Below are 25,059 nucleotides of genomic sequence, written 5' to 3'. Positions count from 1 at the left end.
TCATGAACAGCGATACGCTGATGGAAAACCCGGTGGTGCACGCCTATGCCCAGGGCGAGATCAAGGCACTTCGCGCCTATGCCAAGGCCAAAGCGCTTCCGGTACGGGTGTGGATCTGCCGGCCGAACCTCACCGAAAACTGGCTGGTGTCGATGATCGGCGGCCGTACGGTGGCCAGCCTCCCGGGCAACAGCGCCAAATGCCAGCAGCAGTTGAAGAAGGCGCCGCTGGAGCGCACCAAGCGCCAGATCCGCGCCAAGATCAAGGCCGAGCTGGGCAAAGCTTTCCGGGACGAGGACCTGGTCCTGCTGATCGGCACCCGCCGGGACGAATCGGCGGCCCGCGAGCGGAACATGGAAGCCCGCGGCGAGCGCGCCGATGTCCCTGTCAACACGGCCAAGCCTGGCGAGACTTCGACTTGGGTGCTCAGTCCGATCGCCGACTTCACCACCGAGGACATCTTCTGCTTCCTGGCTGAAGTCACCAACGAGCGCTTTGAAACCTATTCCGACTTCAAGCGCCTCGCTGACGTTTACCGGGACGCGGCCGGCGAATGCATGATCAACGTGTTCATCCGTGACGGCGGCGCCGAGCGCAAGACCTCGTGCGGCAGCCGTCATGGTTGCTGGGGCTGCCTGCGGGTGAGCACCGATCGCAGCATGGAAAACATGCTGGCCGAGGAGTCGGGCAAGCATCGTTGGATGAAGCCTCTGAACGACTTCCGCAACTACCTCAAGGCCCGCCACTATGATCCAGCGGCCCGCAACTGGGCGTCGCGCACTGTCGACCCGGACACCGGCTACCTGACGATCGCCGCCAACGCGTATTCGCCGGAATTCTGCCTGGAGCTGCTGCGCTATGCGCTGACGATCGATGCCAATGAGGCCGACTGGGCCATGGCCAACCGCAAGCCGCGGCGCTTCACGCTGCTGGGCATGAAGGAGATCCTGACGATCGACCTGTACTGGGGGCGCTACGCCTACCAGCGCCCATTCACCGCTCTCAACGAATACCGCGAGATCTGCGAGCGCGGCCGCCGGTACGCGATTCCTGAGGCCTACGAGGAGCACCCGCGGTCTGCGCTGAAGGTCGGCCAATCGATCCAGGTTCCTTTCGCGGATCGCCACTTCAACGGCTTCCACGAGGGCCTGCGTTCGGTAAGCGCTGCAGCCGCCGGCGCCGAGCATGTGATCAACAAGGGCGGGGTCTACTACACCCACGTGAACGGGACCCAGGAATTCGATATCGACGACGAGGGGGTGGAGCTGTTCTACGAATTCGAGCTCGACCGCGCGCTCGAGTATTACGGTCCGCACACGGACGTCTATCCCTCCGAAGTCGTGCACTACCTGGCGCGCTTCGGTGTGGTCTCTTTCAAAAAGGGTGGCCACTCTTCCTGGGATCGCATGTTGCGGATTGGCAACCAGCTGCATCGCGCCGGTGTGCGCGACGTGCTCAACGATCCAGACGCGCTGGCTGCGCGGCTGCGTGCGTATGCGGCGTCCGCCGAACGCCCTGCTGCAGCTGCCCGGCCGCAAGCGGCGGAACGGCCGGCACACGCGGTGACTGACTCCGGCCAGTACCTGATGGCTTTCTGAGCCAGGGGGTCTACAGGCATGCAAGATACCGCCGGCGCTGGCATCCCGGATGCCCCGGGCGCATCGACGTATAATGGGGTGCCTGGATTGCGCCAGGACGCACAAGGTAGCAGAGCGTTTCACCGGGTCGTGGCCACTGGGGCGAGCGCCCCCAACCGAGCAGTTGACCGCGGTTGCGCTGCGCCATCGGACCGAGGATTTGATATGCGTTTTCTCCTGAGCATCGTCTGGACGATCATGTGCTTGGCCTTCTTCATGAGGCTCGGCTTCGCCCTGCAGATCATGGATCCGGTGGATGTGTTTCTGGACAAGGAACGCTGCGCGGTTGTGAAGTCGTACGGTGCGTCGAGCTGCAAGGTCAGGGGCAGAGCCGAGGGCAACCTTGACGGTACCTGGACCCTTACGCTGCCCGAGCCGCCACTGACGATCCAGATGCCGGACGGCCCGATGGCCTATCAGCAGCCATATTGGCGGCTGCAGGGAGGCAACCTGACCGGTGTAGGACTGTTCGCTGGTCTGGTGCTCTCTACCCTGGCTGGAAGCTACCTGATCACCCGGCGCCGCCCTGAGCGCCAGGCCGATGGATCACGCGCATGACCTCCCTTTCCGTTGGGTGCCCCTACGTTCTGAAGGCCGCTGAATTCCTGGCAGATATCGGCCTCACCGTTCTGTGGCGCCCGGGCGCATCGGGCTTCATCGACCATATCGAGGTCGTTGCCGGGGCGCTTCACCTGGATCCGCGGTGCTCGATCTCGGCACTGCTGCACGAGGCTGGCCACCTGGCGCTGGTGCCGACACCCTACCGCGTGATGCTGTCCGGGGATGTCCACCGCGCGATCGGCAAGGTGTTCGACGACCCGTCGGTATCGGAGCTACCTCCGGATTACCCGACTCTTCGAGCGCTTCTGCAGGCGAGCGACCCAGAAGCCACCGCCTGGGCCTGGGCTGCCGGCCGCCATCTGGGCGTACCGGATGAGCTCATCATCCTGGACAGGGAATACAGCGGTGGCGGCCGCGACATCCGTCTTGCTTTGGCGGCACGTCGCTATATCGGCATCCATGGCTTGATGCACGCCGGTTTCTGCGTCGTCCGCGCCACCCCTTACCGTCCGTTGCCTACCTACCCCGACCTCGCGTTCTGGCTCCAACCGTGAAGAGCCGTCCTGCGCACCCGGCGTCGAACGCCTCGATGTTGACCTGGCGTGAGAAGCGCGATGGCCCGCCCGCCGAGGTGGCCGAGCTTCTTGGAACGCTTCCCGATGCCGAATTGGCCAAGCGACTAGGGGTCAACCGCCGCTTGATCTGGAAATGGCGTACGGAGCGTGAGATTCCGTCGCCTCCGCGCGCTGCCCCAGCGCCTGCGGTCTTGAGCCCTGACCAGGTAGCGCAACTCGGCAAGCGCTCGGATGGCGAGCTGGCGCGCGAATTCGGGTTCAGCGACTTCCAGATCCAACAGGTACGCACGCGGCTAGGCATCCCCCGGCACGTGCCGGATCGATCAGAGATGCACGCCATGCTGGGCACCGTCACGGACCTGGCGATCGGCTCGACGCTCGGCATCGCTCAACCCGTGATCAGCAAATTGCGTCGGGACCGTGGCATTCCGGCGACCCGCGACGCCCTGACCTGGACGGCCGAGTTGCAGGCGCTGCTACCCCTCCTATCTGACGAGGCCTTAGCCGCCCGGGCCGGCTGCGGCTTGATGCAGATCCAGGCGATCCGCCGCGGCGAGCAGGTGCTTTCGAACAAGACGCCGCTCAGGGAAATTGCCGGCCTGCTGGGTACCCGGTCAGATGAGGACCTGGCGGCGCAGCATGGAGGGACCCCTGCCCGATATGCCAGCGCCCGTCAGCGCCGCGGTATCCCTGTGCGCGGGCGCGCACCTGAAGCACAAGCCGATTCGGTGCGATAATCACCCCCCTCCCCTACTACTTCACCGCCGCCCACTACCGATGCAGTTTTCCTCCAGCCTCCTCGCCCCTCACCAGCTCGAAGCCCGCGCCCGCATCCTGGACGGATTCAAGCGGCGGGCCCGGCTGCAGGTGCATATGGCGTGTGGGACCGGCAAGACTCGGCTTGCCCAGGGTGTCGCCGCAGCGATCGATGCTCGCAGCATCGTCATTTTCCTACCGTCGCTCGCACTGGTCAGCCAGACGCTGCAGGCCTGGGTGAGCAACGCCGAGCTGGATCTTGAGCGCGTGCTGTGCGTCTGCAGCGACGAGAGCGTGGCCACGCTCGACGATGAGCATGAGGTGCTCGAGGATCTGCCGGTGGCGGTCACCACTTCGCCAGAGGATATCGGGCTCAAGGTCGGCACCCTGGGTCGAGAACTGATCGTGTTGTGCACCTACGCCAGTGCCCCTACCCTCGCCCTGGGCCTGCCGCCCGGCTTTGCTTTTGACCTGGGGATCCTCGACGAGGCGCACAAGACAGCCGGCTCCGCCGGCCGGCGCAACAGCTTCGCGCTGGATGACCACCCTACCCTGCGGATCGACAGACGCCTTTTCCTCACCGCAACGCCGTTGGCCATCGCCGAGGAGGAAGGCCCGGCCGGGACCGGGCCCACCTACTCCATGACGGATGAGGGCGTTTTCGGTCCGGTTGCCTACGAGCTCAGCTACTCCGCCGCTGTCTCCGCGGGGATCATCTGCGATTTCCGCGTCATCATCTCCGTGGAGGAAGCAGACGACGAGCAGCTCGCCGAAGCACTGGGTGATGAGGAGCGCCGCTACGCCGTGCATGCCCAAGAGCTGCTGCGCGCGATGACCGACGTCGGCGCCCGAAAGGCCTTCGCCTTCTACTCGCGGATCTCGCAGTCGAAGCGCTTCGCGACGGCGCTGCGGGAAGCCGTCGGCGAGGGCGAGTTCTGGGCGCGCCACATCGATGGCTCTTTCCCCTCGTGGCAGCGCACGCGTTTGCTGCACCAGTACGGCCGGGCCCCGCGCGCAGCGCTGTCTTGCGCGCGCTGCCTGGCTGAAGGGGTGGACGTGCCGGATACCGATCTGGTCGCCTTCATGCACCGGCGGGAAAGCCACGTGGACATCGTCCAGGCGCTCGGCCGCGCCGTACGCAAGGCGCCGGGTAAGCGCTACGGCTATGTCCTGATACCCCTGCGTTTGAAGCGGAGCTCCGGCGAGTCCCTCATCCAAGCCGTAGCGCGCAGCGACATGTCCACGGTCTGGCGGACACTGGCGGCGCTCGCCGAGCAGGACGACGCCATGCTCAACGAGGTTCATCGCGCCGCGGTGGACCAGGGTGAATCCGGGCAACCGTCCTTCCCCGGCTGGTTCAACAAGCTGCACGTCATCGCACCTGCAGGTCGTCCCGACGCGGGCGCCTGGGCCGCCAGCCTCAAGGCTGTGCTTTCAACGGAGCTCGTTGGGCGCATCGCCGGCAGCTGGCCGCACTATTACGGTCTCCTGCGCGCTTTCGTAGCCGACCGGGGCCATGCCCGGGTCGCGCGCAGCTATCGCACATCGGGTGGGCACACCCTGGGCGCCTGGTGCTCTCGCCAGCGCGCACTCCACCGGCTAGGCCGGCTTGCGCCCAACCGTGCCGAGCAGCTGGAGGCCATCGGCTTCGAGTTCGATCCGCGAGAGCATGCCTGGGAGCGGGGGTACGAAGCCTTGCGCAGCTATCTGGCAGACACGGGATCGCCCTCCCCCGCCGTCGACATCGTCACCGCAAACGGGCTCGCCCTGGGCCACTGGTGCAGCGAGCAGCGCAAGGCCTACCGCCTCGGTCGGCTGGCGCCGCGGAAAAAGCAGCTGCTCGAGGCCTTGGGCTTCATCCTGAGCCCCTTCGATGACGCCTGGGAGAAACGGTATCAAGCGCTCGTCGCGTTCAGGGAGGAGCATGGCCACCTGCGCGTTGCCCAGCGCCAGGTGCTGGTAGACGGTACCGATCTGGCGGACTGGTGCCGGAACCAGCGCAGCCGTCAGATCGACCTGTCCAGGCGTGATCGGCTGGCCGCCCTGGGCTTCGACTTCGACGCCGGCGTGCTCGATGCCCGCTGGGAAGCCGCCTACACCGCGCTGCACGAATTTGGCGCACGGCATGGCCATGTGAATGTGCCGCTCGACTTCGTGCTGCCTGATGGGACAGCGCTCGGTACCTGGGTGGGGAATCAGCGTGCCCGCTACCGCGACGGCCAAATTGACGAGCAGCGCATTGAGCTCCTGAATCAGCTGGGCTTTGTGTGGGAGATGTTCGGTGCGGCGTTCGACCAAGGCCTGCAGCACCTGGAACAGTTCAAGGACGCGCATGGCCACTGCGATGTACCGATCGCCTATGTGGCTGGCGACGGTTACAAGCTCGGTAGGTGGTGCTCGAATCAGCGTACGCGGCTGAAGGAAAAACCGGACGATCCGGATCACGGCCGGCTGCTGGCCCTTGGGTTTTCCTTCGATCCAGCGGAAGCTGCCTGGCAACAGCACTATGCGGCGCTCCAGGAATACCTGTCTGCGAGCGGCGACGCCTCGGTACCGGTGAAACACGTGACGGCTGCCGGGCTGCGGCTGGGCTCATGGGTGTCTCGCCAAAGGACCATGCTGAAGGCAGGCAGGCTCGGTGCTGCGAAACAGGCTGCGCTTCGCGAACTGGGTATGTTCTCTTAGCAATGCAAAACTCGCGTCGAAACATCACTGGCGAGCGATGCTTAGCGACCGGTTCGACGTCGTTTTCTTCGCTAAATCCACCGGTTGTAGCTGTAGCCAGCACCGACGCTACAGAACAGGACGCTGGACAGAGATACAGACCTCGAGCACATCCCGTGCGCCTGTTGCAACGAGAGCGCCTGCACTCGGCAGCCTGAAGCTGGTGCTCAAGGATCTGTCGCTACCCCCTCTCTACCCGCTTACTGCGAACAGATGTGGGTCCAACTCTGCCAGCAGCTCCTTTAGCTTTGCTTCTAGCTTTGCAGCGTCAACCGTGGCATCGCACTTGAGCTCTATCCTCTTGCCCGACCTACGCAAATAGCCAACCCCTGGAACAGAGACGGGAGACTTAGAAGGAGCACCAGGGTTTTGAAGCTCGTGCAATGTGGTCGTCAGCCATCTCAGAGCCTTCTCCTGGCTCCAGCCCTGCTCTGCGATATGAAGCAGTGATTCAACTACCAGATTCTCGTTCTGCTTTGCGTATTCAGCGAAGTCTCGAGCCCACTTGGACCCAATAACACCTGGATATTTATCCAGTATTTCCCTTGCGCGATAAGGCAGTTCGTTCAAGGCAAGTCGCCGGCTAACGACAGAGTGATTGACCCCAAGTGACCGCGCGAGTGCTCGGATGGACATGGAAGTGCTTTGCAAGATGAGCGCGTATTGCTTGGCATGTTCGTAGTCTGAGAGCGGCTCCTGACCTTCGTTGTCCGCCAGCGCAAGCAACATTGCGTCACCGTCAGAGGCGTCCTTTACCTCTGCTGTAATCTCGGTGAGTCCTAGCAACTGATGGGCGCGCAGGCGGCGTTCCCCCCCAATCAGCTCGTATGCTTTGTCGTCGGTCTGCCGAACGATGATCGGCTTCGTCAAGCCGATCGTAGCAATTGAGTCTGCGAGTTCCTCAAGCGCCTGCTGATCGAAAGTCAGACGCGGTTGAAAGCGGGATTTGATGACCTTCGCTACGGGGATCGCCTTGAGAACTCTATCGCCGGTGCTACCGACCTTCGACTGATTCCCCAAGGAAGGAGTATTTTGAGTCTCTGATATGGAAACGTTTGCCTGCTGTGCCTTTTCCGTACCCTGGCCCTGCTGGGACGTCTCTTCAAAGAATTCAGATAACGGCTTGTCTAGCTTCGCCTGGCTGACGGTCGCTGGCGCTCGGAGCCCGCGAATCGCGGCACCACCCTTGGATGTGTTGCCTGGAAAGTCGTTGGATTTAGCCATCAATTAGGTCCTCCAGTTGGCTCCTTTGAGCCGCTTATTCTTCTGATCAGGTTTGTGCTGAGTTAAAGCAACCCCGTACACGCAGTCGCAGGTGTTTTGCCGGCTGAGCAAGTGGTGCACCGTGCACCACCGAAATTGCTGTTCATCGCAGCCGCTTGATCTGAGGGCCCAATGCAAGTGGTGCACCGTGCACCACTTGTAATACGGCTTTTCGCCCTCGCCTGATCAAAGCGCCCAACGTATGTGGTGCACCGTGCACCAATCAGCGCCTTCAGCCTGCGAGTTCTCTGATCCTGTCCAGTGCTTCGGCGAAAACCTTGCGCATTGAGTCAACCGTTTTCGACGATGCCCCTTTCCAAACCAGCAGCGGGACGCCTTGATCAAGCGCTTTGCCATAGTCTTCCGAATAGAAAAGCACTTCCTCCGCAACACCTCCGGGGAAGAGCTCATTCAACACACCGAGATTATTGAGAATCCGCGGACGATTGCGAATGAACATAGTTGGGATCGCGAGAATGCCGGGCGACCGCTGGTAGGCGTCAGCGAACCGTACTAGCCAGTCATTCAGCCTGAGAAGCGCTCGAAAGCTGAATTTGTCCATCCGCACTGGACTAATCAGAAAATCACTTGCGACGATTGAGTTCTTGGTAAGTCGCGAGGCGGTCGGAGCATTATCAAAAATGATGACGTCGTAAGCTGAGAGATCAACACCAGGTACGTCGCCCCGACGAGCCCGGTCAAGCCAGCGCGCGTACCAAAAGTCGGAGTTGTCTTCGGCATCCAGGGCAACGCCGAGGTCCTCCAGATGAGCATCGGCCGGTATGAGATGGGGACCATGCTCACCGAAGGGCTTCTTGACGACTTCTGAAAACGATTTCGGGTCGAACATACGCCCACGGAGGTCGCGACTCAGAATGCTTCCTAGATGCCCGTCGACATAGCGATCAGCGGGGATACCTAACGCCTCTAGGTCAGCAGGCTCCAAATCTGGATCATAGCCGAACATACTGGACAGATCCCCTTGAGGATCGTTGTCAATGACAAGGACACGTAACCCAGACAGCTGGAGGTAGATCGGCAGGTTTGCAGTGGTGGTTGTCTTACCCGTGCCGCCTTTTTGGACAAACGTCGAGATAACGATTTGGCGTGCTAGGCCTTTCGTGTATCCCTTGGTTCGACGCAGCGTAGCCAAGCTGAAGATGTCTGGCAGGGTATATGACCTAGAGGTGACGGTACCTCTGGCGATACGTCGGATCTCTATACCGTTTTCTTCCTCAATATCCTTGAGTCGCCGTGTAGTCACCCCAAGGCAGTCAGCGGCGAATTTTGGCGGATACGGTATGGTCGTGAAGTCGGTGTAATTAAGCTCGCCAGAAGGCGTTTCTACTTGCTCGGCCATTCTTGATAGTCCCCTTAGCGAAAACGCTATCGTAACCACCATTTTTTATCACGCAAGTCAGAATTCAGGAATTAGTCTGTTTTTCTGCATTAAACCTGAACTATAGGCGAGCGAACCCCGTGACATGGTCGCGTGATAGAAGCGGGACGTCTGGCGACGGTAAATTTGGCGACTTTGGGAGAAGATTCAGCGCATCGCCTTCGCTGTACCTGAACAGAGGTAGCTCAGGGACTCATTCTGCTGCGCTCGTAGCACAGCGATAACGCGCACCTACAGAGGCAGGTGCTCCAGAGGAAGGCGGGTGCCTACGTCCCACCGAGCATCGCTGTCGTGCAGTGCGACGGAATGATGAGGAGACCGCAGTGGCAGATACGCTGTGCCTTTCATAGGCGCGCCGCTGATTAGAGCCCCTCCAAGTGAGGGCGTCGATCTACGCTTTGAGCCTAGACCCTAAGGGTGCCGGCAGGGAGCTAGCGGATACTGCGAGTACGAAGTCTGGCAAGCGCTGCTGCTTCACTTTCGCCAGGCATCGCCAGATTGCTCAGCTCAAGCTGAGTGATCGGCTCCGTGCCAATATTCTTCGCCTTTGGCTCGAGCTTTACCCGCTTCTTAGCCGTCTTGGGCCCGTAGCTGAAGATGATGTGGCTGATTGAGCGGCCAGTGCGACGCTGGCTGTACTCGACCTTGTAGGGTGACCACTGGTTCAGCTGCTCACACGCCACATCCAGCACCCACTTCTTGAAGTCTTTCAGCACAGGGTAGGTGTTTCCAAGCGCAAACCAGTCGCGGAGCGATTCAAGGCTCACCTCACGCATACCTTTCGGTCCCCAGGTCAATAGCAGCTCGTACAGCCGGATAGCGTACTGGGACTCTAGGTGAGCAATGTCAGGGTAGGGGTACTGCGTGAAGTAACCTGTGAGCTGAGTCAGGTAGGGCAGGATGTCCTTTGAAAAGCGAAGCTCTACGCGGCCTTCGCCATCAATGTAATCCACGGTCTGTACCCAACCCGTCTGACGCCGTTTCTTTGGTATAGGCCCGGCCCCATTTGGAAGGTGAGTCAGCCACACGTCTCGCTTTTTGAGGTTGAACGCCGCCTGCTTCATACGGCTGTACATCGAGTTCGGCGAAACGCCTGACTCACCAGCTAACTCCTGAGCTGAAACGGAGTACATGACGTCATCGGTGACAGGCTCATCGCGCCGAACCTTGGTGATCGCCGTCAGGATGATGCGCTGCTCCAGGACGGTCAGCTCATACGACGCTTCAATCAAGGCATTGCTTTTGTAGATCATCGGAGCGGTCATTGCGCGATCACGGGCTAGCTCTGGGTAGCCGAAGACTACACCTTATGCAGACACCAAATCCCTCCCTTTTAAGCGTTTACACCGTTTCTTCCTGACACCAAATCCCTCCCTTTTTAGCCGGCAAATCGGGACCACAACGCCCAAATTTCAACGCCATAGCACCAAATCCCTCCCTGTAAACGGTCAATTCACCCCAAAAAAGGGCGTAAATAGGGCAACACCAAATCCCTCCCTGTTTAACACCAAATCCCTCCCTGCTAAGCACCAAATCCCTCCCTGGCAAACACCAAATCCCTCCCTTTTCTGCACCAAATCCCTCCCTTTTAAGAAGCTGGAAGCCTTGCTAGGCGCGGGTTTCAGGGCCCCGTAAAGGAAAAAGTACTAAAGGAATAAATTGGTGAAAGGGCCTGTGGATAGCACACCAAATTCCTCCCTTTTAAGGGCGTAGAATCCTCTTGAAACCGGCATAGAATGCAGGTTTCAGGGCGTTGCAGATGCCGGAGAATTCACAGTCGACCTACCTAGCTGCAGACAACCATCCCGCGAGAACGTGAAAACCACTATCGCCAGGTCACTGCAGAGGACGATCAGCACAACCTTCGAGTCTTTCCAAGCTTGCCCGCGCTCAACGCCATGGCGCGTTCGTTCACGAATCGAGGCTTACGATGCCCTCACGCCAAACGCGAAGCCGGCCGGGCAGAGTAGACCGATGAATGGCTTTACACTCAGAACTCGAACGCGATCTGCAATGCAGCGGGATGAATGAGGCGAATGGGAGCCTAGACGACCTCTTCAGGCTTACACGCGTACAACTCCGCGTAGCGAGCTCTGACCTCAGAGCCGGTTCTGCACGCTACGTCGAGCTTCAGCAATCGTGCGACGGTCAACCGTACGTTCGCGAGAAGATCCGCTTCCTCTGCGGTTGGGATACAGGTAGGCCAACCCGAAACGTAGTGCAGATGCCGAGGGATCGTCGCTTCCGCGGTTTCGCGTATGCGGCATACCTCTTTCGCGTTACGGAGTTGCTCCAATGCTTTGGGGTCGAGCAGCTGCGGCGCGATATCACCGAGCCAGGCGCCAGATTGAAACGCGAACGAGGACACTGCTTCCAGGGCGACCATTCGACGATAGGTGTCCTGATTGCCAACGCAGGTCGCGGAAGCGATCAGGTCCGGTTTGGAAGCCATGATGCAAAACGAGCAGCTCACTCGGCTCATGCCGTACCGGGTGTAGGCTTCATGCAGCTCCCGGCCGTGGCCAGCGATCTCACCCAGGACCTCTGGAAGAGTCCATTCGATGATCGAGTTCCACACCAGGCCCTGCAGGCCTCGCCGGCTGAGTCGGGTGTCTACCTTGGATACCGGCATCTTGCTGCGGCTGGAGCTTTCCTGGCGGCGGATGCCAGTGACGTTGATGATGTCTTTTCTGGGAAACCGCTTCTTCAGGTAGGTAGCGATCACCGCGCTCTTGAGCTCCGAGGTGCAGAAGCGCATGGACGGTGTGCTCCAGGGCAGGATCAGCTTGACGCATGAGAGCTCGGCATAGCGACGAACGTTGTTCTCCCAACGGCCCTCCCAGCGCTCCATCATCCCGCCCGCCTCACGTCGCACGACGGCGAGCTCCCAACCGATCGCCTTCGCCAGTTCCTCGCACTTGGGGAGGCTCTGCTCCCACTCGACCGAGCCAAGATCGGCATGGATCAGCAACCGGGGCCCACGGTGGCCAACCTGGTCGAGGTAGGCGGCCGTTGCCAGTGCACAGGCGTCCGAGTCCTTGCCGCCGCTGACGCCGATGGCGACCACGGCATCACGGGAGAGGAGGGCATCGATTTCAGCAGTTCGGGCGACGACAGACATGGGGAGATCCACAGTTGGAAGGACCTCTGCAGGATCTCCCATTCCCCAGGAATGCAACGTTTGCGCGGTTTGCGTCTTTACCGGATTACCCTTGCATTCTCAGGAAAGGTGTCAGGGTATCGGAGTACCCCTCATGGACCTGAGACGATGGATATCCGCTACGACGACTTTGTGGAGTTACTCGAACACCTTTCTCACGCTCCCGAGAAAGACCTGCCGCCGATGAGCGTCGTGTCGGTCATCAAGAAAGTGCGCGGCACCGGCAACCCGCGGTTGCACTACGCCCGAGGGCACGTGACGGTGAAGTTCCAGACGCAGTACGGGCCGTTGCAGATCGGTGAGGCCTGGGTGGCCTACCCAGGGCCGGATAACGATACGACCGAGTGGGAAGTGTTCATGGCGGTCGAACTGGACGAGCAGACCTGGTCGTTTGGCGACACCCGTATTGTCGATGAGCACGGTGCCCCGTCACCGATCGAAGGGGGGGAGTTGTGCATAGAGCTGATGGATGCGATCAGTTGGGTCGGCTGGGAGCCCTATGTCGAAGCCACCCTGCCACCGCGTGAGGCGAGCTGGAACGCGGTCAAGGATCAATACCCTGACATCCGGGTCGACCCCTGGGGTGCGGGGTGGGGTAAATCAGGCAAAAAGGGCCGGAAGAATCGAAACGGAAAAGGTCGGTCAGGCAGAAAATCCGGTACCGCGCGCCGAGGTGGCAAATAATGCGCAGTAGCAACCTGCAGACGATCGATGAGCCGGTGTCCTGTCCGTCTTGCGGAAACCAGGCAAATTTTTTCATCAAGCGACACTACCAGGGGTCAGGCGAGTACTACGTCGACCTGGACGGGGGTACTGCGGACAACACCGACATGTACTCGAACCTGAAGGTCCGCGATGGGAAGATTCTCTATTGCGCCGACTGCGATGAGCCGGTTGCCCAATGGCGCCCAGGTGACCTGGGCAGAGTTCTGTCGGGACGCGTCGGTGAAGAGGGGAGGGGAGATGGATGAGACAAAGCCTGCAGGCGCCGTCTGGCACCTGCTACACCTGGTCTCGCTGGATAAGCCGCCGCAGGGCAAGCCGTGCAACGGATGCGGCCTGTGCTGTATTGCCGAGGTGTGCGACCTCGGCAAGGAGCTGGGTGACGAGGAGAGGTGCCGAGCGTTGATTTCGCTCGGTACCGGCCGTTTTGCCTGCGGGCTGGTGGCCGATCCCTATCGGTTTCTGCCGCCGGAGCGGTTGGTACCTTGGCATGCGATCGACCAGCTCGCCCCGGGCGGCCAGGGCGAACAGGCCTTGAAGGCGCATTTCGCCGGCCTGCTGGGCGCCGGCCGCGGGTGTGATGCTGATGACGAGGCGATCCAGGCGTTCTTGGTTGAAGCTGAGGTTAATGAGCAGCTAGCGCTGTTTTGACGACCGATCCAGCTCCCGGAATACAGGCATTTCGTTGATGGATAGGCCGGCGTCGGAAAGCGACCTGGCGCTTGTCGGCGCGGATACTGCCTGGTGAGGGGAAGGCGGGCTTTCGCTCATTTAGTCGCTAATACAAGTCCTCTCGATAAGTACCTGCTTCGGAACCTGTTCCATCAGCTGGTGGGTACAGCGGACAACCACGGCCGGAATACTGTCATCCCCGCGCGATGGTGAGTCCGTTCGGCTTGCCTCGGGCTGCGGCCTGGCGACCATGCTATGGAAGAGCACGGTATAAGCCGGGCCATTGGATGGCCGGCGCCGATGGAGCGCGCGGACACTATCGATGTGCGCAGCTTGGGGTGATCTGGGGGCTAAGGCTCGTTTGAGAGTCCGCGTGCGCTGTCTGGAATCCTGCAGCCGAGGTCGCCGACCAGTGCTTGTAAGGACGCCCTGAGCCCGCTCCGGCAGCTGGATGGTTACCTGCTGGACGCTGATCTGCGATAGCGAAGCCCAGCACCGCGTGATGCTGGGTGGATGCGAAACAACTCACCGGGCACGCCGGCGAGATTGGTATCTAGGTGGACGGTCCCTACGAGAAGGGCCTTCTGAAACGAGTGGCTGTGGGCGGCCGGAATGGCTAGCTGGCGAACGCCGCGGCCAGAGCTTTGGCGCGAGCTGACACCTTCAGATGCCGCAGCTCAGGTTCTTCGATGGTGAGGGCACCGATGAGCTCCTCAGCCAGCTGGTCGGCAGTGCTCAGGTCCGCCTGGTCGAAGTCCAACTCCAGCTTCTTGTACTTGCTGTAGGCCGTGATCTTCGAAGCGATCGCCTGGATGGCGAGAGGCCCGTATGCAGCCGGATCCTGGTGATAGAACGCGAAGTCGCCGACGGCCAGGTCACCCGCTTGGCTATGCGCGCCATAGGCCTCGGCCAAGGTACGAGCATAGGCCGCCAACTGGTCCGCGCTCGCAGGTGTCGCCGCTTGGCCGGCGAGATCAATGATGACTTCGGCCAGCTGCGCGGCAGTGAGAAGCGCCTCCGGCTCAAACGGCAGGATCTGCTGTTGCTTCATCGACAGACCCTTCACCAGGGCATCCTGGCTCATTACTTCGATGGGACCGAAGCGGGATGGCTCGTCGCGATGGAAGACCAGGCGGCCTGGTACGACAGTGCCCGGTGCTGTAGCGGTGGTAGTGGAGGGGAGGGTTTCGGTGTTCATGGTGAGGCTCCTGGTTGATATGTACCATCCACCCTGACACAGCTTTTCAAAACGCAAGGGGCCGCTTCTTGATAGGCCTTGCGTTCTATCAATTCTCCGTACGCTGGCTGCATCAACTGCAGCCAGCCAAGATGAATTCAATAGAACCTCTCGCCCAGGAAAGGGCTTCCTTCCCCCTGGAACACTACCGCAAGGCGATCCTGCGCAAGGAGGCCTATCCCTGGGCGCGTAGGTATCTCGCCGCTCGCCAGTCGGCAGCTCACCACGACGTGCTGGCCGCGGTGCCACCTAGCCTGCAAACACCCGTCCAGCTCATAGCCGAAGCGGTCGAGTGTGGTTGGTTCGTGGTGCCCAACGGCAAGAACGGGACGTTCAGCGCTCGCCAGTTTGCCGAGCGCCGGGGAATGGCCGCAGCGCTGCCGTGGCTGCCGGACATCCTGCAGCGCGCGCTACAGGCGGAAGCACGGGCTCGGCACTACCGCCCCGCTGAACGCCACACCTTTGGCGTTCGGCGGATGCCCGGGTTCGTGGATCAGGCCCTGGCCCTGCCTCACCGCCTGTCTCGGCTCCCGCTCGATCACCAGAACGGCGCCATCACGGCAGAGCTCTGGTTCCAGGTACTGGCTGACGTGCACGCTGCGACCGCTGCGCTCGCGGCACAGATCGAGTGCTTTGCGCCGGCGTGGATGTGGGATCCGGCCGCCTCACTTGAACACCAGGTTGAGCGCCTGCGGCGGCATGGGTGCGCGCACCTGCTGATTGCCTACGTGTCGCAGACCCGAGATCGCTGGATCGATAGTCCTGAGCAAAAGAAGCTCGAGGATGTGTTGTACCGAGGGTTACCGGTGGTGGAGTACGAATGGTGGTACCTGGAGAGGGCTGCGCGAGCGCGAGCAGAGGAGGAGGGACGCTGGCGCGCGCACTTCGCCCGGATCCGCGAACTCGCCGGAATCTTCGATGACGCTCGCAGCTTTGCGCGGATACCGCTGGGGCGGCTGATCCGCGAGCTTTCGGGCGGCCGCTTCATATTGCGGCGCGAGGCAGCCTCAAATCCCGGACTGGTCGTCGAAGTCTCGCCAAACTACCTGGTCGGCGCGGGAGAGGGGATAGACGAGCCTTTCGCGCTCGCAAACTTTTGCCAGGCGCTTGCCGATTCGCTGGCCGATGTTCCGTGTTCCTTTCCTGGCTACCTTGAGGCGTGCCGCCAGGCGCGCGCCTCGCTCGTCGCGTTCCAATCCGACATGGCTGCGCCCTGCGAGCGTGCCGGCTAGCGCCTGAGACGAGCTAACTGGCGGTTCATGCCCCTGACCGGCATGAACCTGGCCCGCGGCGGTACTGAGCTATGTGAGGATGATGGTCATCTGAACTATAGGGGAGACCAACGATGAAGGTACGCATTGAAGTAACAGCGGACGAGCTCGAGGACATGGGGTGCGATTCGGTCGAGGAGCTTGAGACCCGGCTGCGGGAGCAGCTGGATAGCGTCGTGGGCGACGCCGGGGAGGCGGGTAGTGATTGGCTCGTCTCCTACGAGTTGACGGCCAAGCTCGGGGAGTAGTTGGAAATGGATCTTATCCCGGCGTTCTATGCCTTCTATGCCGACGTCATGTACGCCCTGATGTGGCTCTGTGTGGTAGCCAGCGTCTGCAGCACAGGTGCGTGGCTGTGGAAGCTCCTTATCAACCTGGATATCCGGCAGGACTATGCTCCGGCCCTGTGGGCGATAGGGCTTGCGTTGGGCGCCCTATTGCTGTGGTGGGGCCAGGACTCAATTGGCAGTAAGGCGCCGCGCTATGAGCGAGGCGAGGCGACGTTCATCACCTTCTGGATCTTGCTGTCGGGCGTCTGCCTCTTTGGGCCTTTCGCGCTCCTATTCCATCGCTCGCCGGATTCACCCAAAGGGCCCAGCGGCTAGCCCTCCAGCCAGCCTCTTGCTGGACGCCCGCCCAGGCGGTTCGTGTCACGTGGCATCCCACTCATCCCCCGGCATAATCCGCTTCATGAACTCGTCAAAGAGCGGCACGGTGAATGCAGTATCACCATGGTTAGGGCTCCAGATCATGCCTTTGGCAATCAGGCTATTGCGGGTCGGCCCAAGGGCTGTCACACGTCGCCCGAGCTTCTCTGCAATATCCCCAGACCTATGCGGCCCTGCACCAAGCTCAGCCATGGCGCGGAGGTACTTTTTCTCAGCTGGTGTGAGCCGATCAAAACGAACCCGGAAGAAGCTCTCATCAAGAGCGGCTATGGCCTCTCCAGTGGCGCGCTCTACGTCGCGCTTCGTGATAGGGCTCTGCTCTGCCACATCCCACGCATGCTTACCCCACTCCTGAAGGAAATAGGGATAGCCCCTGGTCTGATCCACAACAAGCCCTACAGCCTCGGCTTCGAACTCGACACCCTCGTCTTCAGCCGGCTTTACGATAGCTATTGCCGCTTCAGCCTGGCTCAGCGGGCCAATTTCCGGGTAGTCGAATAGCCGCTCTGCATAAGACTTTGCGTTACCAGCTCGCCCGCGCAGTTGAGGCAGGCCAGCACCTACCACAGTCACTGGCAGCCGGCTCTGAGCGCACCGATGGAGAGCAGAGATTAATGCGGCAAGCTCACCTTCACCCACGTATTGAAGTTCGTCGATAAAGATGACCAGCGCGGTATCGCCTTGCCGAGCGGCTGAGCCTGCTTGCTCAAGCAAGGCGGCCAAATCGCTTTCGAGATCACCGTTGTCGGCAAGGCCTGGCTCAGGGTCGAAGTCCAGCCCTACCTCAATGTCGTTGTAGGTCACCTTCAAGGCCTTGGCGAAGCCTGCCAAGGCGCGCAGGCCACGCTGGGCTATGTCTTTCGCTGCCTCAACCCGGCTTAACCGAAGTAATGCGAGGCGTAATTGGGGGGCCAGCAGCGCTGGCAGGGAGCGACCTTCAGGTGCCTCAATACGGATCGTATGAATCCCTTCGGCCTCGGCATCTGTACGCATCTGGTCGAGCAACACGGTCTTGCCCACGCCGCGCAACCCGACCATCAAAACGCTTTTGGCCGGGTTTCCTCGGCGCAATCTTGCAATGCCAATCCTCACGCGCTCACGAAGTTCACCTCGGCCAGCCAACTCGGGTGGCGGCGTGCCGGCCCCCGGAGAATAAGGATTGCTAATAGGATCCATAGCTATACAAACCTTTGGAGGTTTATCTGATTTACATAAACCTACATAACTTCGCTACAAACTGCAAGGTGAGGGACTTCGAACAGCCAACTCGAATGCCCAGCGAATCGTCGCCAGATCTACCGTCAAATAAGGCTTTGAGTGGTTGAGGTGCTGGTGGCCCAGGATCGTCTGCACCATCTCCCATCGCCGGCCGCGAGTACGCGAGCAGCCAGGGAGCGCTGCCTACTAACCGACACGTAGCGCGGCAAGGTCCTCGGGCTCGCCTTTAGCATCAAGCTCACGAGCCGATGCAGCAGGTTCACGGCCCATGAGTCGTTTTGCCTGGATTCAGTAACCGAGCCAGATAAGCACATCGCAGGCTTTGTACTCGGGGTGGTCGCCCAGCTCTGCGAACATTTCAGACGGATCGAGCGTGTGCTTCCGGCATTCACGTTCCGCGTCTTCACGGGTCACCATTCTTTTCTCATCCATCGCTTCATCGAGCGTCATCATGCTTGCTACCTGTTTGGGTTATTCGGCCACGCTTTGAAACTCGGCCGCCTAAGAGGCCCCCTTCCAGCGGATATTTACCTGGGGCTGCTGATCTCATGCCATGCCCTGTAATGCGCGGTAGCGCATCTGTATGGGGGAGGCGATTACGTCATTAGCCAAGGCAAGTTTTTCGAATTGCCCATCCGGATTCTCCACGCCGTCGACGATCACGCCGTCTTCGATTGTCGCGTCCGGGTACCCGTCAGTTCTCCACCGCCATGATCTTCAGCTGCTGCAGAAGGCGATGGGTAAAGTCGGGGCTGGCAGTGAGTAGAATGCGGGTGAGGTTGCGTTCTCGTACGCGGACTTTCTCCGCGGTACTGAGATGCCCGGCCGCCTCGTTGCATCGCGCGTGCGTGAGCACAAGGTTTTCATTGCGGTCTGAACCACCCGTATGTAAAGCGAGCAAATGCTCGCGAGTCATCTCCTCGCGCGTCATCTCATTCAGGCAGTAGAAGCACAGATCCCCATCGCGTTTACGCAGTGTGGCTACGTTATGTCGGCGGGCCCTCGCCGACTTCGTTTCTCCCAGCTGGTCCTGGTTAGGATCGACCTGCGCAACGATCATGAACGGAACATAGGTCAGTTGGAGTGCGGACAGCTCGCCTTTGCCCCCGCCTGGCATCCATTCGGCTCGATTGCTGAGCACCAACTCTTCAGCACGCTGCCAAGAAGTGCTGGGGTATTGAGTGCCCATCGGATCAAATACCTGAACCAGACGTACTTCATTTGCTGGGGCTAGCGCTGGTGCGATAGAGGCCTGAAGCAGTCTTGGGGTCATCTTCACCATGTGACTCATCGGAGCGATACGCCGCTGAAGCCCAGCGCCATCGACAGCTGCTGCGCGGCAGAAGCGCCCAGGCGCTTCGCGAAGCGATCGAAGACATTGTCCTTGACCGTGAAGTCGACCTGGCTCGTGGCGCCCACCAGGTCCCGGGCGACGTAGTCGACATCCCCCAGCTTGTCGATCAGGCCCAGCTGCTTGGCCTGCTCGCCGGTCCAGATCAGGCCGGAGAAGAGCTCCGGATGATCGGCATCCTTCAGGCGATCGCCGCGGCCGGTCTTCACCGACTGGATGAACTGCTGGTGTGTCTGCTTGAGCACGTCATTCCAGAAGACGGTCTCTTCAGGGTTCTTCGGCTGGAACGGATCCAGGAACGCCTTGTGCGCGCCGGAGGTGTAGGCCCGGCGCTCCACCCCGACGCGGTTCATCAGGTCGACGAAGCCGAACGACGCCGCCGTCACGCCGATGGAGCCGACCAGCGAGGCTTTATCTGCCACGATCTCGTCAGCGGCCGCGGCGATGTAGTAGGCACCTGATGCGCCCAGGTCCTCGATAACGGCGTAGACCGGCACCTTCGGATGCAGGCCGCGCTGGCGCTTGATCTCGTCGAACACCTGGCCAGCCTGTACCGGGCTGCCGCCGGGCGAGTTGATCTTGAGAACCACGGCTTTGGCGCGCTCGTCATCGAACGCGCGCCCGATGGCCTTCTTCAGCGCGGCGGCGTTTGCCTCGGCACCGTCGGCGATCTCGCCCCGCACTTGGATGACGGCCGTGATCTGCTTGGCTTCATCCGCCTCGTCGAGTTGCAGGTGCTCGACCAGTACCGCGCCTGCAACCAGCAGCAGGCCGGTACCCCAGAAGGAGTACTTGAGCAGCTTCAGCCGGCGAGATGCGCGCCGCTCTTTGATGAGGTCGCGGATGAGTTCGGGAAGCAGCGTGTTGTCGTGTTCGGACATTGGAACCTCGTGGCGGGTATCAGACCGTCAGTGTCACGAGCCCCGCGCCGAAAAAGTCACGAGTTTGCCCCTCGAATGGGCGTGTACCGGCTCGGTTCTCGCCCGGGAAAGGCTTGAATCGGCCGCCTAGGGCGTGGTGGCGCGTCGATACTGATGATCTCTACCAGTCGGGATTCCAGCCATGAAATACGCACTCGAACACACGGGAGGCCGCACCCTGCCAGTCGACCCGGCCATTTACCTGAAAGCTATCAAGGCCCGTTTGGCATGCGCCCAGGCGCAAGGTGCCAGGAGCATCTGGATCGATCACCGCGATGGGCTGTGGCATGGCAAGGCGACCCATACGGCGCTGATCAGCGCCCTGGAGCAACTCACTGCAGAAGGGTACGGATTGAGTTGGGACGAGATGCGAGGCATCCAGGTGCTGCGGTTGGATGTCGATCCGAAAGTGTATCTGGCGCCGGCGTCCGTCCGTAGAGCGCTGGGCCTGGTCGAGACCTGGGACACCACTCCTTTCAAAGCACCGGGGCCGGTGGCAGCGCCGGTGAGCCATAGCAGCCAGGTCGGCGACTACCTACTCTTTATCGTGCTGATCGTATTCTTTGGCAGCCTTCCATTTACCTTGGCGCGAGTGATGGGCGATCCGACGCCGCGCCTATGGTTGCTAGTGCTCTACTACCTTGTGTTTGGGCGAACCCTCTATACCTGGTGCTCGGTTCTCGTGCAGGGCGTCTGGGCTGCGGAACGTTCGCGGCGGCACACCCCGCCGGCGTGATCTGCCCCCGGCGCCTATCGATGGCGCCAGGTGCTGGCGGCTGGCTGAATGTCCTCTTGACGCTGCGCGCTACCGGAATGACATTCAGCGGCCCACATTTCGGAGGGTGAACATGACTCAACCTCGTGCCCAGGCACCAGGCCCGACTCCCGATCGGCCGGCGCCGGCGGCGGATCACGATGCCTACTCACTGGCCCGCCAGCTCCTGGCAGAGCTCACCGGCACGCCTGGTGAGCTCCAAGCCGAGCTCGATGCAGCATCTCGGGCAACCCCCGAATCCCCTACCAAGAAGGGCGTGAATCGACGCTTGCGCTGAGGGCGGCAGCAGCACACTAGGCCGACCGCCCGGGTCGACGCCTTTGCTGCCATGTGGGAAAGCGCGTTGATCTGGGACGGACCATTTCTATCGAGGACGGCCCCATGCTCGACCTGTACAACATGATCGGTGCACTGATCCCCATGGCTGGCCCCACCAAGGCCCATCCAGATGACGCTTACCGTGAAGGCTACGCCGCCGCGATTGACGACGCGTTGAAGAAGGTCGACCAGGCGCCTGACGCATCCACGGCCGCGATCGCCTTCGCGCTGGAGACCGACGAAGGCATGACCTTTCTGCGCTGCTGGAACGAAGGCGACTTCGATGCCATCCGCCGTGAGTGGCCGGAAGCGCCGGATAATGTCTTCGAGGGCGCCGATCCGCTGTTTAAGCGAACGAGCTCCCAGTTGCCGGCCGGCTAGCGCTCTTACGCGCGAGGCTGCTGCAAATGCTCATCCACCTGGTACCACGGTTCCTGACCTGCCCGGTCTCGGGGCCGCACGTCCAGCTGATCAACCTGCGGATCAAACTCGGTAGGCCTGCTTCTGCGTGACCGGGTGGACCTGGCCAGGCGCCGGCCGATGCCGAACAAGCGCATGGCGATCGGCTGCAGCAAGCGTGGCCGCCTGGCGCGGGTAGGTCTGCTGATCGATACGCTCCGGCCGGCTCAGCCATTCACCGTGGTGTATCGCTGGGCGGTAGGGGCGTGTGTTTTCCTACACGTCAGCCGGTTGTCCAAAGAGGGCACCGTGATCGCCCGGTGCAAGCATCCGTTGGAGCGCTTCCAGAACCGGCGACAGGGCCTCGTACTGCTCCACTGTGACGCCAAGGCTTGCGGCCTCCCGCACCTTGATTGCTTCATACAGATCGCGCATGCCTGCGCCCTCTGGCAGCTCTGAAATAACGGTGAGGATCGAGGCCTTTTTTTCGGCACTGAGCTTCGTACCTGCGAACTGTTCCAGTAACTGAACAATAAAATCAGGTTCAGCCCGGCCCGCTTCCAACAGGTTGAATTTGAATGGTTGTACAGCGGATGGATCAATCTTCAGGATCATGGGCCTACCTACATCTTCGCGGACGCGAAATCCGCGCCCTGGTACTGCAAAAGGCCCAATCAAGGGCCGGTTGTGCGCAGCGCTTTCCTTGATCAATTGGTCTTGGCCAACTCGCGGACCTTCGCTACGAAGGCGTTGAGACTCTCCGCAACCGCCTCAATCTGATCGAGGGGCAGATTGCGAGGTACTTCCAGCGAAACTGACGGTTGCTCATCAACGAGTAAGGTGGCGTGAGCAATACGCTTTTGCTTGCCCTTGATCTGCATGAAGGCATTTACCATTCCCCGGACGTTGCCGGCGAGCTGTTCGAACACGATGACTTCGATTTCTGCAGTGGTGGCCATCGGTGTTTTCCTATAAGTCTGAGATCGGGAACCCGGCACCAACGAGCACTGCTCGAAGTACCGCACGTTCCTCTCGATACGTCCAAGCGCCTGGATGGTGGACTGCGGGGTGCCGCGACGCCTCCTCCCAAGAGCTATACCAGCTGTCTCCGGCCGCTATGTAAACCGGCGGCCGACCTTCAAATTGATCGCTGGTGATGTCGATGATGACACCATCACACTCAATCCAAGCATGGGAGCCTCCGTCCTTTTCTCCACACACATAATCAACCTGAAGGCCTAGCTGAGAGTTCAGATAGTCACCAAGCAACTCCGACACCACGCCACAGCAGCCACGGGGAAAATTTTTCAGATGGCTTGGGAGTTGATCCAAATCCTTCTGATTTTCAAGCTCAGTGCGGAAAGCATGCGCTACGCAGGTGTAATCCATTGCTTTTTTCTTCTCGATCCCGGGGCTGAAAGTGCCTTGTTCGTACTGGCAAGGCCTGCATAGAGACGGGCTTCCAGGTACGGCGACGTTTTCCTAATCGGTGGTGATGTTCCGGCAATGAGGGCAAGCCCATACGGTGTGCCCATCCTTCAGGTACTGCTGCGAATAGTTCGCCGTGCCTACCGGGCAGGCTGGGCAGGCTCGAAGTTTCCCACAGCGATTGACGAGAACTTCTTCATAGCCGCCCAGCTTCATGGCCATCACGAAAGGCGTAATCACGGGATCGCGGGGGCCTCGGTTTGGATCGCTCATCGTCGCGGCGCATTGTTGCCGGCCTTGTTCAAGGAGCGCGGTCGACATCTGCATACAGAATTTTCCTCGGGTTCGTTATGGACTCAGCGTCTCACGGGTCGCCGGAAACGCAAGGCCATGATCGGGCGCCAATCAGCGTGCCAGCAGGCCACTCATGAAAATATGCTCGGAGTACAACGGCCATGGTCGAAGTCCCAACTCTGTCCCGGCTTTTTCCCACACGCCAGCAGCTTGGAACTTTTCGCCCCCTGGACACCGCCTGGCCGGATCGCAGCTGCCGCTACGCCTTTGTAAGATTCTTACACGGTGGAATGCCGGACAGCGTCCCAACGCGCTCAAGGGCTCGGCCTCGGCCGCCTGGCGCAACTGAGCGATCTCGCGCCCTGGATCGTACGAGCTGCCTGAAGCGTCTTTTGAATGCCAGGCGCGTGAAGGCCGGCGCCCAAGGCACTATCTGGTTGGGAAGCGGCTGGATCCCCTCGAGTGACGGCCACGGGGAGCCTGGGGGTAGCAGGTCGCGGCGCTCGGTTGCCATTAGCACCAGGTCTGCCTCCTTGATGCTGGCCGGCATCTCCTGAGCAATCCCGAAGCGCGCCGCGATGGCCATCCAGATCCGCGCCTCGATTGCCTTGAAGCCGGGCAGCAGGTCCTTAAGGGGACTCACCATGTCGCCGACATAGGCCTCGGCGGCATCATGCAGCAGCGCGTGAAGCGCGTCCGCCGGCGGCACCAGGTGGCTGGCCAATACGCTGTGCTGGCCAACGCTGTAGTGGGACTGGGTGTAACCCGCGAATCGGCAGATGTTCGCCAGTGCATGGGCGATGTCATCCAGCACCACCATGTCGGCTTCAGGGGCCAGCAGGTCAAACTGCTTTCCAGACTGGGTGAGGATCCAGCTTGCGCTCATGCGCTACTCCCGTGAGGCAAAAGACCAAGTAGTGGCCAACGTAACCCATCTCCGTCGATGCGCTAGTGCCAATACCCGCCTGTGGCGGGGCCTCGATAGCGAGGGCGCTCCTCCGCCCGCGCAATTCTCCACGCCGCGGGATCGTGGACCGCAGCGACGCTCAATCGGCGAGCTGGGCGCAGCGCAGTGCCAGCTTGTGGTGGTAGTCGGCACCGGTGCAGGTGCGCTCCAGGCGGATAACTTCGTCGAGCGCCACGTCGCGTCTGCTGCACTCAGCAGCGGCCCGGGCCAGCGCTGCGCACATTCGGACGACATAGCCGGGCGCGAGATATCTCGGATCGCGGGCGAGATCACCCTCCGCGGTACCGCGTGCTTGGAGCGCTCGCTGGATGATTCCTGCATACGGTTCATAGTCCACCTGGGGCACGATCCTCTCCTTCAAGGGTTTCCGCGTAGCGCAATGCGGTCCGTACCAGGCGACGTCCGCCGGCGGCACGCGTGGCCTTCTGCGTTTTTTCTATCACGCGGCGAAGGCCATCGCGCGCAAGATTCAGGCTGGTCGCCTCTCCGTCCGTGGCTTCGAAAAGCGCGTACAGAATACCGTCGGCTTCCTGCAGGGCATCCAGGTCCTCGGCCGACACGTAGATCGTTGCGCCGCTCATGGCTGGTCCGCCCGGGTGCTCTGGGCTGTGTTCATCACTAAGTGGCGACGGCGCGGCGCCGCCTCCATCGTTGTGCCTTGAAATGAGTAGTTCACGACGTTCTTCTCCTGAGCAATGGGTGTTGCACCGATCGGCCAGGCGGCGGCGCCACCGGCCGAATCG

At 61.1% G+C, this 25,059-nt stretch carries 28 protein-coding genes and 1 pseudogene; 14 read left to right on the top strand and 15 right to left on the bottom strand.

What is annotated here, in order from left to right:
* The first annotated feature begins 2 nt into the window (after positions 1-2).
* The 5 genes from PVZ77_RS23505 to PVZ77_RS23485 all read left to right on the top strand — a co-directional run bounded on the left by PVZ77_RS23505 (position 3) and on the right by PVZ77_RS23485 (position 6,214).
* Entirely contained in the window at positions 3-1,598 is a 1,596-nt protein-coding gene (locus PVZ77_RS23505) for a hypothetical protein (RefSeq protein ID WP_273806388.1), read from the top strand.
* 204 nt (positions 1,599-1,802) lie between these two features.
* Positions 1,803-2,195, top strand: a complete 393-nt coding sequence (locus PVZ77_RS23500) for a hypothetical protein (RefSeq protein ID WP_273806387.1) — start codon at positions 1,803-1,805, stop codon at positions 2,193-2,195.
* Complete coding sequence (locus tag PVZ77_RS23495; protein ID WP_273806386.1) at positions 2,192-2,752, top strand: hypothetical protein; 561 nt, start codon at positions 2,192-2,194, stop codon at positions 2,750-2,752. Before PVZ77_RS23500 ends, PVZ77_RS23495 begins: the two co-directional genes overlap by 4 nt.
* 35 nt (positions 2,753-2,787) lie before the next feature.
* The gene (locus PVZ77_RS23490; protein WP_273806385.1) at positions 2,788-3,510 is read left to right on the top strand and encodes a hypothetical protein; all 723 of its coding nucleotides are present in this window, start codon (positions 2,788-2,790) and stop codon (positions 3,508-3,510) included.
* A 40-nt stretch (positions 3,511-3,550) separates the two neighbouring features.
* Positions 3,551-6,214 carry a DEAD/DEAH box helicase gene (locus PVZ77_RS23485; protein ID WP_273806384.1) on the top strand — a complete coding sequence of 888 codons (2,664 nt, stop codon included), beginning with the start codon at positions 3,551-3,553 and terminating at the stop codon, positions 6,212-6,214.
* Between the two features lie 231 nt (positions 6,215-6,445).
* Here PVZ77_RS23485 and PVZ77_RS23480 read toward each other — a convergent pair whose 3' ends face one another.
* The 4 genes from PVZ77_RS23480 to PVZ77_RS23465 all read right to left on the bottom strand — a co-directional run bounded on the left by PVZ77_RS23480 (position 6,446) and on the right by PVZ77_RS23465 (position 12,036).
* Positions 6,446-7,477: a ParB/RepB/Spo0J family partition protein gene (locus PVZ77_RS23480; protein ID WP_273806383.1), complete on the bottom strand. Its 1,032-nt coding sequence runs from the start codon at positions 7,475-7,477 to the stop codon at positions 6,446-6,448.
* A gap of 271 nt (positions 7,478-7,748) precedes the next feature.
* Positions 7,749-8,876: a ParA family protein gene (locus tag PVZ77_RS23475; RefSeq protein WP_273806382.1), complete on the bottom strand. Its 1,128-nt coding sequence runs from the start codon at positions 8,874-8,876 to the stop codon at positions 7,749-7,751.
* A 470-nt stretch (positions 8,877-9,346) separates the two neighbouring features.
* Positions 9,347-10,168, bottom strand: a complete 822-nt coding sequence (locus tag PVZ77_RS23470) for a RepB family plasmid replication initiator protein (protein ID WP_273806381.1) — start codon at positions 10,166-10,168, stop codon at positions 9,347-9,349.
* A gap of 791 nt (positions 10,169-10,959) precedes the next feature.
* The gene (locus PVZ77_RS23465) at positions 10,960-12,036 is read right to left on the bottom strand and encodes a phosphoadenosine phosphosulfate reductase domain-containing protein (RefSeq protein ID WP_273806380.1); all 1,077 of its coding nucleotides are present in this window, start codon (positions 12,034-12,036) and stop codon (positions 10,960-10,962) included.
* A 147-nt stretch (positions 12,037-12,183) separates the two neighbouring features.
* Here PVZ77_RS23465 and PVZ77_RS23460 point away from each other — a divergent pair, with 147 nt between their 5' ends.
* Both PVZ77_RS23460 and PVZ77_RS23455 read left to right on the top strand, forming a co-directional pair.
* Positions 12,184-12,759 carry a hypothetical protein gene (locus tag PVZ77_RS23460; RefSeq protein ID WP_273806379.1) on the top strand — a complete coding sequence of 192 codons (576 nt, stop codon included), beginning with the start codon at positions 12,184-12,186 and terminating at the stop codon, positions 12,757-12,759.
* A gap of 279 nt (positions 12,760-13,038) precedes the next feature.
* On the top strand, positions 13,039-13,449 hold the full coding sequence (locus PVZ77_RS23455; RefSeq protein ID WP_273806378.1) for a hypothetical protein: 411 nt from the start codon (positions 13,039-13,041) through the stop codon (positions 13,447-13,449).
* Between the two features lie 637 nt (positions 13,450-14,086).
* Here PVZ77_RS23455 and PVZ77_RS23450 read toward each other — a convergent pair.
* Positions 14,087-14,668, bottom strand: a complete 582-nt coding sequence (locus PVZ77_RS23450) for a hypothetical protein (RefSeq protein WP_273806377.1) — start codon at positions 14,666-14,668, stop codon at positions 14,087-14,089.
* Positions 14,669-14,736: 68 nt separating this feature from the next.
* On the opposite strand from PVZ77_RS23450, the gene PVZ77_RS23445 reads away from it, so the two are divergent.
* The 3 genes from PVZ77_RS23445 to PVZ77_RS23435 all read left to right on the top strand — a co-directional run bounded on the left by PVZ77_RS23445 (position 14,737) and on the right by PVZ77_RS23435 (position 16,583).
* The gene (locus PVZ77_RS23445; RefSeq protein WP_273829841.1) at positions 14,737-15,939 is read left to right on the top strand and encodes a hypothetical protein; all 1,203 of its coding nucleotides are present in this window, start codon (positions 14,737-14,739) and stop codon (positions 15,937-15,939) included.
* A 113-nt stretch (positions 15,940-16,052) separates the two neighbouring features.
* Positions 16,053-16,226 carry a hypothetical protein gene (locus PVZ77_RS23440; RefSeq protein ID WP_273806337.1) on the top strand — a complete coding sequence of 58 codons (174 nt, stop codon included), beginning with the start codon at positions 16,053-16,055 and terminating at the stop codon, positions 16,224-16,226.
* 6 nt (positions 16,227-16,232) lie between these two features.
* Positions 16,233-16,583, top strand: coding sequence for a hypothetical protein (locus tag PVZ77_RS23435; RefSeq protein ID WP_273806338.1), 351 nt, complete (start codon positions 16,233-16,235; stop codon positions 16,581-16,583).
* A 45-nt stretch (positions 16,584-16,628) separates the two neighbouring features.
* Here PVZ77_RS23435 and PVZ77_RS23430 read toward each other — a convergent pair whose 3' ends face one another.
* The 4 genes from PVZ77_RS23430 to sppA form a co-directional block, all read right to left on the bottom strand.
* Positions 16,629-17,822: an ATP-binding protein gene (locus tag PVZ77_RS23430; RefSeq protein ID WP_273806339.1), complete on the bottom strand. Its 1,194-nt coding sequence runs from the start codon at positions 17,820-17,822 to the stop codon at positions 16,629-16,631.
* A 330-nt stretch (positions 17,823-18,152) separates the two neighbouring features.
* Positions 18,153-18,317, bottom strand: a complete 165-nt coding sequence (locus PVZ77_RS23425; protein WP_273806340.1) for a hypothetical protein — start codon at positions 18,315-18,317, stop codon at positions 18,153-18,155.
* Between the two features lie 241 nt (positions 18,318-18,558).
* Positions 18,559-19,146: an HNH endonuclease gene (locus PVZ77_RS23420; protein ID WP_273806341.1), complete on the bottom strand. Its 588-nt coding sequence runs from the start codon at positions 19,144-19,146 to the stop codon at positions 18,559-18,561.
* Between the two features lie 5 nt (positions 19,147-19,151).
* Complete coding sequence (sppA, locus tag PVZ77_RS23415; protein ID WP_273806342.1) at positions 19,152-20,096, bottom strand: signal peptide peptidase SppA; 945 nt, start codon at positions 20,094-20,096, stop codon at positions 19,152-19,154.
* 181 nt (positions 20,097-20,277) lie between these two features.
* Here sppA and PVZ77_RS23410 point away from each other — a divergent pair, with 181 nt between their 5' ends.
* From PVZ77_RS23410 to PVZ77_RS26235, 4 genes and pseudogenes are all read left to right on the top strand, one after another.
* Entirely contained in the window at positions 20,278-20,871 is a 594-nt protein-coding gene (locus PVZ77_RS23410) for a hypothetical protein (protein WP_273806343.1), read from the top strand.
* 112 nt (positions 20,872-20,983) lie between these two features.
* On the top strand, positions 20,984-21,187 hold the full coding sequence (locus PVZ77_RS23405) for a hypothetical protein (protein WP_273806344.1): 204 nt from the start codon (positions 20,984-20,986) through the stop codon (positions 21,185-21,187).
* Between the two features lie 104 nt (positions 21,188-21,291).
* The gene (locus PVZ77_RS23400) at positions 21,292-21,609 is read left to right on the top strand and encodes a hypothetical protein (RefSeq protein WP_273806345.1); all 318 of its coding nucleotides are present in this window, start codon (positions 21,292-21,294) and stop codon (positions 21,607-21,609) included.
* 159 nt (positions 21,610-21,768) lie between these two features.
* A pseudogene (locus tag PVZ77_RS26235) lies at positions 21,769-21,849 on the top strand (hypothetical protein); the annotation flags it as partial.
* Between the two features lie 54 nt (positions 21,850-21,903).
* Here PVZ77_RS26235 and PVZ77_RS23395 read toward each other — a convergent pair.
* From PVZ77_RS23395 to PVZ77_RS23370, 6 genes are all read right to left on the bottom strand, one after another.
* Entirely contained in the window at positions 21,904-22,242 is a 339-nt protein-coding gene (locus PVZ77_RS23395; RefSeq protein ID WP_273806346.1) for a hypothetical protein, read from the bottom strand.
* Positions 22,243-22,334: 92 nt separating this feature from the next.
* The gene (locus PVZ77_RS23390) at positions 22,335-22,586 is read right to left on the bottom strand and encodes a hypothetical protein (protein ID WP_273806347.1); all 252 of its coding nucleotides are present in this window, start codon (positions 22,584-22,586) and stop codon (positions 22,335-22,337) included.
* A gap of 10 nt (positions 22,587-22,596) precedes the next feature.
* Positions 22,597-23,016, bottom strand: a complete 420-nt coding sequence (locus tag PVZ77_RS23385) for a hypothetical protein (protein WP_273806348.1) — start codon at positions 23,014-23,016, stop codon at positions 22,597-22,599.
* A 93-nt stretch (positions 23,017-23,109) separates the two neighbouring features.
* Entirely contained in the window at positions 23,110-23,382 is a 273-nt protein-coding gene (locus tag PVZ77_RS23380) for a hypothetical protein (protein ID WP_273806349.1), read from the bottom strand.
* A gap of 226 nt (positions 23,383-23,608) precedes the next feature.
* Entirely contained in the window at positions 23,609-24,235 is a 627-nt protein-coding gene (locus PVZ77_RS23375) for a phosphohydrolase (RefSeq protein ID WP_273806350.1), read from the bottom strand.
* Between the two features lie 407 nt (positions 24,236-24,642).
* A complete protein-coding gene (locus PVZ77_RS23370; protein WP_273806351.1) occupies positions 24,643-24,897 on the bottom strand; it encodes a hypothetical protein in 255 nt (84 codons plus the stop codon).
* Between the last annotated feature and the right edge of the window lie 162 nt (positions 24,898-25,059).

The sequence above is a fragment of the Pseudomonas sp. SHLD1 genome, from assembly GCF_028640935.1.
Classification (GTDB): domain Bacteria; phylum Pseudomonadota; class Gammaproteobacteria; order Pseudomonadales; family Pseudomonadaceae; genus Chryseomonas; species Chryseomonas aestiva.
This window is presented reverse-complemented; position numbering and strand designations above follow the sequence as displayed.